The following is a 12657-nucleotide window of genomic DNA, read 5'->3' on the forward strand; positions in this document are numbered from 1 at the left end:
CCAGGGATTTATAAATGAAACAAACACAACGTCACAACGGTATTATCGAACTGGTTAAACAGCAGGGTTATGTCAGTACCGAAGAGCTGGTAGAGCATTTCTCCGTCAGCCCGCAAACTATTCGCCGCGACCTTAACGAGCTGGCAGAGCAAAACCTGATCCTGCGCCATCATGGCGGCGCGGCGCTGCCTTCCAGTTCGGTTAACACGCCGTGGCACGATCGCAAGGCCACTCAGACCGAAGAAAAAGAGCGCATCGCCCGTAAAGTGGCGGAGCAAATCCCCAACGGCTCGACGCTGTTTATCGATATTGGCACCACGCCGGAAGCGGTGGCGCACGCGCTGCTTAATCACAGCAATTTGCGCATTGTCACCAACAATCTCAACGTTGCTAACACGCTGATGGTGAAAGACGATTTTCGCATCATTCTCGCCGGTGGCGAATTACGCAGCCGCGATGGTGGGATCATTGGCGAAGCGACGCTCGATTTTATCTCCCAGTTCCGTCTGGACTTTGGCATTCTGGGGATCAGCGGCATCGATAGCGACGGCTCGCTGCTGGAGTTCGATTACCACGAAGTTCGCACCAAACGCGCCATTATTGAGAACTCGCGTCACGTTATGCTGGTTGTCGATCACTCGAAATTTGGCCGTAATGCGATGGTCAATATGGGCAGCATCAGCATGGTTGATGCCGTCTACACCGACGCCCCGCCGCCAGCGGGCGTGATGCAGGTGCTGACGGACCATCATATTCAACTGGAGCTGTGCTGATCCTGCACGGCTTCCCACGCCAGACCAAAACGCGCCAGGTATTTGCGTAGCCGATCCGCGTCGTTGACGCTGGCTTTGCCCTGGCGCGAAACATCAAAAAGCTGTCGTCCGGCAGCAGAAAGCGACTTTGCCTGGCGGCAGATAGCTATTACGTGTTCCAGTTGCATACGGTCGAAGAGATCGATGTTTTCTGCCTCTGCGCCCAACAACGCCGTAAGCGCGGAGGGGCGGCTCTCCTGCCAGTTATAGCGCAGACGGTTTATCTCATCTTCAACCACTTCCAGAGTAATGCGTCCGCTAGTGGCAAAGGTTGCCATTCGCGTGACGCTGGCAGAAAGCTCGCGAAAGTTACCGCGCCATGTTGCCTGGGGAGATGTCGCAAAGGCCAGCCAGGCGCGCCGCGCTTCGGTGTTAAAACGCACGCTGTCGCCGGTGAGTGAAGCGTGGCGCTCCACTTCATAATCCAGGTTAGGTTCAATATCTTCCTGACGCTGGCGCAGCCCCGGCAGGGTGAAGGTCCAGAGATTGATCCGCGCGTATAGATCTTCGCGAAATTTGCCTTCGGCAACCAGCTGGCGCAAATCGCGCACCGTTCCGGCGATAAGCTGAAAATCACTGCTCACCTGGCGATCGCTGCCAAACGGGTAAAAGGTTTTCTCTTCAATGGCTTTCAGCAGCATTGCCTGTTCGTCTGCGCCCAGTTCGCCAATCTCATCAAGAAACAACATCCCGCCGTTGGCGCTGCGTAACAAACCTTCCCGCGATTCCCGCGCCCCGGTAAACGCGCCTTTTACATGACCAAACAGCGTCGACATGGCGGTATCGCCGCGCAGGGTGGCGCAGTTCACTTCCACAAACGCGCCGCTAAACTGATGCCGCGCCTGTTTTAGCTCGAAGATGCGTCGCGCCAGAAATGACTTACCTGCACCGGTCGGGCCATTAAGCAGAATTGGCGCGCGGGATTTAATCGCCACTTTTTCAATCTGCTCAATCATGCGGTTGAAGTGGGGGTTACGCGTGGCAATGCCGGACTTAAGAAAATCAAGCGTTTGCTGGCGTTCCTCGGCAAAGCGGCTGGCGATGGCGTTATAACGGCTTAAATCGAGATCGATAATCGTCACCGCGCCTGGACTATCGGGCTGCTTTTTTTTGCGCGGAGGCGAGGTCTGCGCCAGCCGGGCGGGCAGGTAACGCGCTTCCGCCAGCAGAAACCAGCAAATCTGCGCGACGTGGGTGCCGGTGGTGATGTGAATTAAATAGTCTTCTTTTTCTGGCTGAAACTCGTAACCACGAGCGAAATCATGCAGGCAGGCGTAAACCTCTTCGAAATCCCATGGGTTATGCAGTTCAATCTCAACGCTCACCACTTCTGTTTCTGGCGAAACGCTGGCGATATCGCGTTTAAGCGTTTCAAATAGCGAGCGCGAGCGGGCGTCGTGCAACAATTCCAGTCGATCGATGACCAACGATTCTTGCTGGCATAAACAGAGCGTCGGACGCCATTTCGACCAGCGCTGACTGCCGCGCCCGGCATAATCCAGCACCGTTCCGACAAAGCCAAAAGCCACTGTTTTACGCATCTTAGATATCCTTATAAAAAACGATATTTCATTATCGGTAAATTGGCTTTGCGGGAAATCTCCGTTTACGGACGTAAAGATTTTATCTATTTAAAAACAATGAATTAAAAAATTAACCTGCATATTTAATTTTCTGGCACGACGGTTGCAATTATCAGGACAGCAAACAACGAAAAGAGAAAAACAAAATGAATTACGAATTACTGACCACTGAAAATGCCCCGGTAAAAATGTGGACCAAAGGCGTGCCGGTAGAAGCCGATGCACGTCAGCAACTTATTAATACGGCGAAGATGCCGTTTATTTTCAAACATATTGCGGTAATGCCTGATGTACACCTGGGTAAAGGTTCCACCATTGGTAGCGTGATCCCGACTAAAGGGGCGATTATTCCGGCGGCGGTGGGCGTGGATATTGGCTGCGGAATGAACGCGCTGCGTACCGCGTTAACGGCGGCGGACCTGCCTGAAAACCTGGCGGAGCTGCGTCAGGCAATTGAAACGGCCGTGCCGCATGGGCGTACCACTGGCCGTTGTAAACGTGATAAAGGCGCATGGGAAAATCCGCCTGTTAACGTCGATGCGAAATGGGCTGAGCTTGAAGCCGGTTATCAGTGGTTAACGCAAAAATATCCCCGTTTCCTTAACACTAACAACTATAAACACCTGGGAACGCTGGGAACGGGTAACCACTTTATTGAAATCTGCCTTGATGAGTCGGACCAGGTATGGATTATGCTGCACTCCGGTTCACGCGGAATTGGTAACGCCATCGGGACTTACTTTATCGATCTGGCACAAAAAGAGATGCAGGACCAGCTTGAGACGTTGCCGTCGCGTGATCTGGCGTACTTTATGGAAGGTACGGAATACTTTGATGATTACCTGAAAGCCGTGGCCTGGGCGCAGCTTTTTGCCAGCCTTAACCGCGATGCGATGATGGAAAACGTGGTAACGGCGTTGCAGAGCATTACGCAGAAAACGGTCAGACAGCCACAAACGCTGGCAATGGAAGAGATCAACTGTCACCACAACTATGTGCAAAAAGAACAGCACTTTGGCGAAGAGATCTATGTGACGCGTAAAGGCGCGGTGTCTGCGCGTGCTGGTCAATATGGAATTATTCCCGGTTCGATGGGAGCGAAAAGCTTTATCGTCCGTGGGCTGGGAAATGAAGAGTCGTTCTGTTCATGCAGCCACGGTGCCGGGCGGGTAATGAGCCGTACTAAAGCGAAAAAACTGTTCAGCGTGGAAGATCAAATTCGTGCCACCGCGCATGTGGAATGCCGTAAAGATGCCGAAGTGATCGACGAAATCCCGATGGCGTATAAAGATATTGATGCGGTGATGGCGGCACAAAGCGATCTGGTGGAAGTTATCTACACTCTGCGTCAGGTGGTGTGCGTAAAAGGATAAATGATGAAAAGGATGATTGCGCTGGATGGCGCACAGGGCGAAGGCGGCGGGCAGATCCTGCGCTCGGCGCTGAGCCTGTCGATGATAACCGGCCAGCCATTTACCATCACCGGCATTCGTGCCGGGCGGGCGAAACCGGGGCTGTTGCGCCAGCATCTGACTGCGGTAAAAGCGGCTGCGGAAATTTGCGGAGCAACGGTGGAAGGCGCGGAGCTGGGATCGCAGCGTCTGGTCTTCCGGCCTGGTACCGTGCGCGGCGGCGATTACCGCTTTGCTATCGGTAGCGCCGGAAGTTGTACGCTGGTGCTGCAAACGGTGCTACCCGCGCTGTGGTTTGCCGACGGGCCTTCGCGTGTTGAAGTGAGCGGCGGTACCGATAACCCGTCGGCCCCGCCTGCGGATTTTATCCGCCGGGTGCTGGAGCCGCTGCTGGCGAAAATGGGAATTCATCAGCAAACCACATTATTACGCCACGGTTTTTACCCTGCCGGAGGCGGCGTGGTGGCAACGGATGTCTCGCCCGTGGCATCGTTTAACACCTTGCAACTTGGCGAGCGCGGGAACATTGTGCAGATGCGTGGTGAGGTGCTATTAGCTGGTGTGCCGAGGCATGTCGCTGAACGTGAGATCGCTACACTGGCGGGTAGTTTTTCCCTGCATGAGCAGAATATTCATAACCTGCCGCGCGACCAGGGGCCGGGTAATACCGTCTCGCTTGAAGTCGAAAGTGAAAATATTACCGAACGCTTTTTCGTCGTCGGTGAAAAGCGCGTCAGCGCCGAAGTGGTCGCGGCACAGTTAGTGAAAGAGGTGAAACGCTACCTGGCAAGCCCGGCGGCGGTGGGGGAATATCTCGCTGACCAGCTGGTTCTACCGATGGCGCTGGCGGGCGCGGGACAATTTACGGTCGCCCATCCCTCATGCCATCTGCTGACCAATATTGCCGTGGTGGAGCGTTTCTTGCCCGTGCGGTTCAGTCTGACAGAAACAGACGGCGTAACGCGAGTGAGCGTTGAATGATGCTGAGATGTAAGCCGGAGCTGGCGCGTTATCCGGCTAAATTCACACTCCATACCCCATCATCTTCAGCAGTTTCTGCGCGTGTTGTACCGCAGCCTGGCGGTGGGCGACGCCGAGTTTCTGATACAGGTTGCGGATATGCGTCTTGATAGTGGTCGCTGCGACTTCCAGCTCGCCCGCAATTTGTTCGTTGCTGTAACCGGAGTAAATCAGCCCCAGTACTTGCCATTCACGTTGTGTCAGCGGGCTGGTGCGGATAAGTTCTGGCACTTCCGGATGATTTAGCAGACGTTCAACGAAACTCTCATCGAAATGGGCGAATTTATGTCGATGATGTTGATTGATTTCCCGCAGAATACGCTGCGCGCGGTGCTGTTCCAGTTCCGGCAGCGTATTAAGCTGAATCAGCTGGCGCAGTTGTTGCGCCATCGCTTCGCCTTCAATGACAAAATGACTGATAAATCCAGTGCGGTTTGCCAGTTTTAATGCATCCAGCAGCACACGCTGGGCGTCGCTTTTACGCCCGGCTTGCCAGTACAACTGATTGAGTAAAAGCAGGTTACGGTTGAGGTCGCTCATCAACCGCAGACTGCGGGCGTTTTCGTTCAGTTCTTCGAGGACTATTTCCGCCGGTTCAAACTCGCCCAGCAAGATTTGTGCGCGGGCAATGTTGCGCCATTGACCTTGCAGGAAGTGATTGTTCGCAAACTCTGGTTTCGCAGTATGGCTCAGCCAGTTGGCGGCAGCCGCTTTATCGCCGGTCATCTGCCAGTAAATCACGCGAACTTTGTTGGCGTTAGAGATCCAGTCGCTGTGATATTTGCCATTCCCCAGCAGGTTTTCCAGACGGTTTAGCTGGCTACGGGCGTTATCTAAATCACCACGGGCCAGCGAGCATTGAATCAACATCGCCAGGCACTGAAGCTGTTGCTGCGGCTGATAAGACGACAAGACTTCAATCCCGCTACGCGCCGACGCTTCGGCTTCATCCAGTCGCGCCCAGGCCCATAGCAGCTGTGCACGAATGCGCACCAGAAACTCATGCATCGGCAACTGTTCCAGATGCTGCTCGTTGATCAACTGGAATGCTTTTTCCTGTGTTTCCCATGCAGTTTGCAGGAACCCTTGGGCAAACAGAATTTCACTTTGCTGGATTAAACTCCACAAGGCGTAGTGCCAGACATCGTGCTGGCGTGCCATCTGTTCGGTTTGCTGCATTAACGCCAGTGAGCGGGTCAATTCGCCTTTGCAGTGCAACACTTCGCCAAGCACGGAGGTTGCCACAATGCGGCTGTAGAACCAGCCCGGGGGCAGTTCTTCCAGCGCCAGTTTTGCCAGCCGCTCGGCTTCATCCGGATTGCCGTCGTTAATAGCCACCTGGGCGCGCAGAGCGTTAAATTCTGCGTGCATGGTACCTTCCCTGATATCCTTGATCTCATGCTCGGCACGCGCCAGCAGGGTGTTCACTTCGCCATAGCGATGTTGGCTTTGCATCAGCCACGCCTGCAACAACACCAGCTGTGGGTTTTCCAGCAGGCTGTCCCACGGCAGGGCGTTGAGCGACTCTTCCAGCAGTGACAGTTCGCTATGGTTGAACAAACTCCAGGCGTGATTAAGCAGAATATCGCGCAGCATCAGCGCGTCGCCTGCGGCCAGCGCATGATGAATAGCTTCGCTGGGAAAACCTTGCGCCATCCAGCTTTCTGCGGCAGCACGGTGAATTTCCGGCAGTTCCGCCGCCAGTTCCCACTGGCAGCGCTGGCGCAGGAAGTTGCCAAACAACGGGTGATAGCAGAACCACTCGCCGGTATCATCCATCCGTTGCAAAAACAGTCCCTGACGCTCAATTTCTTCGAGGCGCATTTGCCCGTTGTCTTCACCGGTCACGCGGGTGATTAGCGCATCGTTCATCGAGCGTAAAATGGCACTTTTCAGTAGAAAATGGCGTGTTGCCAGATCAACGTTATCCAACACTTCATCGACCAGATAATCAGAAAGATGGCTGGCATTAATGCCCGCCAGGCGACGTGCGGATTTGTGCGCAGAGTGGGTATTTTGTCGGACGGAGAGGGCGATTAATTGTAAAGCCGTTGCCCAACCAGAAACGTCATCGCAAATCCGGCTACTTTCAGCGGCTTCAATGGGCGAAGACAGACGGCAATCAAAAAACTGCTTGGCTTCCTGATGGGTAAACGCCAGTTGCTGGCTGCCAATTTCCAGCAGTTGGTCACGTACACGCAAATTGGCAATACCCAGTTGCGGAAGATTGCGCGACAAAACCACCAGGGTCAGATTTTCCGGTTGATGACGAATAAAGAAGCGCATTGACTCGTGAATCACTGGGTTAGTGATCAGATGATAATCGTCAATAACCAGGTAGAGCGGCTGGTGCCATTCTGCCAGTTCGATAAACAGTTGGGCAAAAAGTGAGGATAGACTGGCATATTGCCGCTTTTGCGCCATCACTTCACTGGCGGGGCAATGCCCGTTGGTGGCCTGTTGAATTGCGGCAATCAGGTAGCTGGCGAAACGTTCTTGCTGGTTATCGCCGTCATCCAGCGAGTACCAGCCCAAATCGTTTTTGCCTGCCGCCCATTGGGATATGAGCGTTGTCTTTCCGTAGCCCGCAGGACTTGTGATCAGCACCAGCCTGAAGTTGTTCGCGCCGGAAAGTTTAGCCAGCAGGCGCTCACGAACCACGGTATGGTCGAGTCGAACCGGACGACTTAATTTTGACGGAATCAGCATAGTTAATCACTTCACTGTGGAAATTGAGGAAATATTATTTTTTTTGCGCTTCGTAATTAATGGTTATAAGGTCGGCCAGAAATCTGTGCAATGCAAGCGATGACGGTTTTTTATGTGTCTGAATTTGCACTCTGTCACAATTCAAAACCTTTATTAATGTTTCATCTTAAAACTACGCTGATCCAGCGTAGATACTGGATCTTATGGTGTTTTCTCGTGGTTCAATAGTGTTATTAAAGCAATGATGCTCCCTTAATTCATGATGAAAGGTCTATCTAAAAAGATGATCTTAATAAATCTATTAAGAATGAGATGAATCTCGATTGGTATTTCATTGCTGAAACTATTTCGCTGCTTTACTTAATTTATAGAGTGGCTTTCCGCTTTTTGATAATACGCAACGGCCCTTTCTTACTGTTAATCGTCAGTTTTCTGCGCGCTTTGGCACTGGGCCAGTGCTTTTGCAGTTGATTGCACTACCTTTAAGTGTTCGCGATCACATTTTCTTGCTCATCCCCGTCACTCCTCCCCGCCTAATCCCCAGTAGGATGAGGAAGGTCAACATGGAGCCTGGCAAACTAACGATAACGTTGTGTTTAATGTCTAAGAAAACTGGAACTCCTATGTCACAACCCATTTTTAATGAAAAGCAATTTCAGGAAGCCCTGTCACGTCAATGGCAGCGTTATGGTTTAACTTCGGCAGCTGAGATGACCCCTCGCCAGTGGTGGCAGGCAGTGAGTGAAGCGCTGGCGGAAATGCTGCGCGCCCAGCCTTTTGCCAAACCGGCAGCGAATCAGCGCCATGTCAACTACATCTCAATGGAGTTTTTGATTGGTCGTCTGACGGGGAACAACCTGTTAAATCTCGGTTGGTATCAGGCCGTTCAGGATTCGCTGAAGTCTTATGACATCAACCTGACAGATTTGCTGGAAGAAGAGACTGACCCGGCGCTGGGCAACGGCGGTCTGGGCCGTCTGGCGGCATGTTTCCTCGACTCAATGGCGACCGTCGGACAGTCCGCAACAGGCTATGGTCTGAACTATCAATACGGTCTGTTCCGTCAGTCATTTGTTGACGGTCAACAAATGGAAGCGCCAGATGACTGGCATCGCGGTAACTATCCGTGGTTCAGCCATAATGAAGCGCTTGACGTGCAGGTTGGGATTGGTGGCAAGGTCACGAAAGACGGACGTTGGGAGCCCGCATTTACCATTACCGGCCAGGCGTGGGATTTACCTGTGTTGGGCTACCGAAATGGTGTGGCGCAGCCGCTGCGTTTATGGCAAGCGACACATGCGCATCCGTTTAACCTCACCAAATTCAACGACGGCGATTTCCTGCGTGCTGAACAACAGGGCATCGACGCTGAAAAACTGACTAAAGTGCTCTATCCAAACGACAACCATACTGCCGGTAAAAAACTGCGTCTGATGCAGCAATATTTCCAGTGTGCTTGTTCGGTTGCCGACATTCTGCGTCGTCACCATCTGGCGGGGCGTAAACTGCACGAGCTGGCAGATTACGAAGTCATTCAACTGAACGATACCCACCCGACTATCGCTATTCCGGAACTGCTGCGCGTGCTGATCGATGAGCACCAGATGAGCTGGGATGACGCATGGGCAATCACCAGCAATACCTTTGCTTATACCAACCATACCCTAATGCCAGAAGCACTTGAGTGCTGGGATGAGAAACTGGTAAAAGCCCTGCTGCCACGCCATATGCAGTTAATCAACGAAATTAACAACCGCTTTAAGAAGCTGGTGGAAAAAACCTGGCCGGGCGATAAAGCGGTATGGGCGAAGCTGGCGGTGGTGCATGACAAACAAGTTCGCATGGCCAATATGTGCGTGGTAAGCGGCTTTGCGGTGAACGGTGTGGCGGCGCTGCACTCGGATCTGGTGGTGAAAGATCTGTTCCCGGAATATCACCAGCTATGGCCGAACAAATTCCATAACGTCACCAACGGTATTACGCCACGTCGCTGGATCAAACAGTGCAACCCGGCACTGGCAGCATTGTTGGATAAGTCACTGAAAAAAGAGTGGGCTAACGATCTCGATCAGTTGATCAATCTGGAAAAATTCGCTGATGACGAGAAATTCCGTCAGCAATATCGCGAGATCAAACAGGCGAATAAAGTTCGTCTGGCGGAGTTTGTGAAAGTCCGTACCGGTATTGAAATCAATCCTCAGGCGATTTTCGATATTCAGATCAAACGCCTGCACGAGTACAAACGCCAGCACCTGAATCTGCTGCATATTCTGGCGTTGTACAAAGAAATTCGTGAAAACCCGCAGGCTGACCGCGTACCGCGCGTCTTCCTCTTCGGCGCGAAAGCGGCACCAGGCTACTACCTGGCGAAGAATATTATCTTTGCGATCAACAAAGTGGCTGACGTGATCAACAACGATCCGCAGGTGGGCGACAAGCTGAAGGTTGTGTTCCTGCCAGATTATTGTGTATCTGCTGCGGAAATGCTGATCCCGGCGGCGGATATCTCCGAACAGATCTCCACCGCAGGTAAAGAAGCTTCTGGTACTGGCAATATGAAACTGGCGCTTAACGGTGCGCTCACTGTAGGCACACTGGATGGCGCAAACGTGGAGATCGCCGAGAAAGTCGGTGAAGAGAATATCTTTATCTTTGGTCATACCGTGGAGCAGGTTAAGGCGCTGAAAGCGAAGGGCTATGACCCGGTGAAATGGCGGAAGAAAGATAAGGTCCTTGATGCGGTATTGAAGGAGCTGGAAAGCGGCAAATATAGCGATGGCGATAAACACGCGTTTGACCAGATGCTGCATAGCCTCGGTAAGCAGGGCGGCGATCCGTATCTGGTAATGGCGGACTTTGCGGCTTATGTCGAAGCGCAAAAACGCGTGGATGTGCTGTACCGCGACCAGGAGGCCTGGACTCGCGCGGCGATCCTCAATACCGCCCGCTGCGGTATGTTCAGCTCGGATCGCTCAATCCGTGATTATCAGGCTCGTATCTGGCAGGCAAAACGCTAAGGAAGCGCGATGGAAAGCAAACGTCTGGATAAAGCCGCGTTGGCGGCGGGGATCAGCCCCAATTACATCAATGCCCACGGAAAACCGCAGTCGATTAGCGCCGAAACCAAACGGCGTTTGCTTGATGCGATGCATCAAAGTACCGCCACGAAAGTGGCGGTAACACCAGTGCCAAATGTCATGGTGTATACCGCCGGGAAAAAAATGCCAATGGCGGTAGAGGGCAGCGGCGAATTTAGCTGGTTGCTGACCACCGAAGAAGGTACGCAGTACAAAGGCCACGTGAGCGGTGGTAACGCGTTCAATCTACCGACGAAGCTGCCGGAAGGTTATCACACGCTGACGCTTACCCAGGATGAACAGCGTGCTCATTGTCGGGTGATTGTCGCCCCGAAACGCTGCTACGAACCGCAGGCATTGCTCAACAAGCAAAAGCTGTGGGGGGCCTGCGTTCAGCTTTATACGCTGCGATCGGAAAAAAACTGGGGTATTGGGGATTTTGGCGATCTCAAAGCGATGCTGGTGGATGTGGCGAAACGTGGTGGAGCGTTTATCGGCCTGAATCCGATTCATGCGCTCTATCCGGCAAACCCGGAAAGCGCCAGCCCATATAGCCCGTCTTCTCGCCGCTGGCTGAACGTGATTTATATCGACGTCAACGCCGTTGAAGATTTTCAGCTGAGCGAAGAGGCGCAAACCTGGTGGCAGATGCCGACGACGCAACAGACGCTGCAACAGGCGCGGGATGCCGACTGGGTCGATTACTCCACGGTTACCGCCCTAAAAATGACAGCATTGCGCATGGCGTGGAAAGGTTTCGCGCAACGTGATGATGAGCAGATGACCGCGTTTCGCCAGTTTGTTGCAGAGCAGGGCGACAGCCTGTTTTGGCAGGCAGCCTTTGATGCGCTACATGCCCAGCAAGTGAAAGAGGACGAAATGCGCTGGGGCTGGCCAGCATGGCCTGAGATGTATCAGAACGTGGATTCGCCAGAAGTGCGTCAGTTCTGCGAAGAACATCGCGATGACGTCGATTTTTATCTCTGGTTGCAGTGGCTGGCTTACAGCCAGTTTGCCGCTTGCTGGGAGATAAGCCAGGGCTATGAAATGCCGATTGGCTTGTATCGTGACCTGGCGGTTGGTGTAGCAGAAGGTGGGGCAGAAACCTGGTGCGACCGTGAACTGTATTGCCTGAAAGCGTCGGTTGGCGCGCCGCCGGATATCCTCGGCCCGTTGGGGCAGAACTGGGGATTGCCGCCGATGGATCCGCATATCATCACCGCGCGCGCCTATGAACCGTTTATCGAGCTGCTGCGTGCCAATATGCAAAACTGCGGCGCATTACGAATTGACCATGTGATGTCGATGCTGCGTTTGTGGTGGATACCGTATGGCGAGACGGCGGATCAGGGGGCATATGTTCACTATCCGGTGGATGATCTGCTCTCGATTCTGGCACTTGAAAGTCAGCGTCATCGCTGCATGGTGATTGGCGAAGATCTCGGCACTGTACCAGTAGAGATTGTCGGTAAACTGCGCAGTAGCGGTGTTTACTCCTATAAAGTGCTCTATTTCGAAAGCGACCATGAGAAGACATTCCGCGCGCCGAAAGCGTACCCGGAGCAGTCGATGGCAGTTGCGGCGACACACGACCTGCCAACGCTTCGCGGTTACTGGGAGAGCGGGGATCTAACGCTGGGCAAAACGCTGGGCCTGTATCCGGATGAAGAGGTGCTACGCGGTTTGTATCATGATCGCGAACTGGCGAAGCAGGGGCTGCTGGATGCACTGCATAAATACGGTTGTCTGCCTAAACGAGCCGGGCATAAGGCGTCGCTGATGGCGATGACGCCGACGCTTAATCGTGGTTTGCAACGCTACATTGCCGACAGCAACAGCGCCCTGTTAGGGCTACAGCCGGAAGACTGGCTCGATATGGCGGAACCGGTAAATATTCCTGGAACCAGTTACCAGTACAAAAACTGGCGACGCAAGCTTTCCGCAACGCTTGAGACGATGTTTGCCGATGATGGGGTGAACAAGTTGATTAAGGATCTGGACAAGCGGCGCAGGGCGGCTGCGAAGAAGAAGTAGAGTGCGGTTG

The 12657-nt window shown here is 53.2% G+C and carries 7 protein-coding genes; 5 read left to right on the forward strand and 2 right to left on the reverse strand.

Annotation, left to right across the window (positions count from 1 at the left end; genetic code table 11):
* The first annotated feature begins 14 nt into the window (after positions 1 to 14).
* Complete coding sequence (locus AACU94_RS22670; RefSeq protein WP_021550071.1) at positions 15 to 773, forward strand: DeoR/GlpR family transcriptional regulator; 759 nt, start codon at positions 15 to 17, stop codon at positions 771 to 773.
* Here AACU94_RS22670 and rtcR read toward each other — a convergent pair.
* Complete coding sequence (rtcR, locus tag AACU94_RS22675) at positions 755 to 2353, reverse strand: DNA-binding transcriptional regulator RtcR (RefSeq protein WP_135488664.1); 1599 nt, start codon at positions 2351 to 2353, stop codon at positions 755 to 757. The genes AACU94_RS22670 and rtcR overlap by 19 nt on opposite strands.
* 188 nt (positions 2354 to 2541) lie before the next feature.
* On the opposite strand from rtcR, the gene rtcB reads away from it, so the two are divergent.
* Both rtcB and rtcA read left to right on the forward strand, forming a co-directional pair.
* A complete protein-coding gene (rtcB, locus tag AACU94_RS22680; protein ID WP_001603950.1) occupies positions 2542 to 3768 on the forward strand; it encodes an RNA-splicing ligase RtcB in 1227 nt (408 codons plus the stop codon).
* A gap of 3 nt (positions 3769 to 3771) precedes the next feature.
* Entirely contained in the window at positions 3772 to 4788 is a 1017-nt protein-coding gene (gene rtcA / locus AACU94_RS22685) for an RNA 3'-terminal phosphate cyclase (RefSeq protein WP_135488665.1), read from the forward strand.
* Positions 4789 to 4830: 42 nt separating this feature from the next.
* Here the strand turns inward: rtcA and malT are convergent, their stop codons facing one another.
* On the reverse strand, positions 4831 to 7536 hold the full coding sequence (gene malT, locus AACU94_RS22690; protein ID WP_130217682.1) for an HTH-type transcriptional regulator MalT: 2706 nt from the start codon (positions 7534 to 7536) through the stop codon (positions 4831 to 4833).
* Positions 7537 to 8159: 623 nt separating this feature from the next.
* Between malT and malP the strand changes: the two genes are divergently transcribed.
* Both malP and malQ read left to right on the forward strand, forming a co-directional pair.
* Positions 8160 to 10553, forward strand: coding sequence for a maltodextrin phosphorylase (gene malP / locus AACU94_RS22695; protein WP_135488666.1), 2394 nt, complete (start codon positions 8160 to 8162; stop codon positions 10551 to 10553).
* A gap of 9 nt (positions 10554 to 10562) precedes the next feature.
* Entirely contained in the window at positions 10563 to 12647 is a 2085-nt protein-coding gene (malQ, locus tag AACU94_RS22700) for a 4-alpha-glucanotransferase (RefSeq protein ID WP_135488667.1), read from the forward strand.
* Positions 12648 to 12657 lie beyond the last annotated feature (10 nt).

This window comes from Escherichia sp. E4702, from assembly GCF_963883545.1.
GTDB lineage: Bacteria > Pseudomonadota > Gammaproteobacteria > Enterobacterales > Enterobacteriaceae > Escherichia.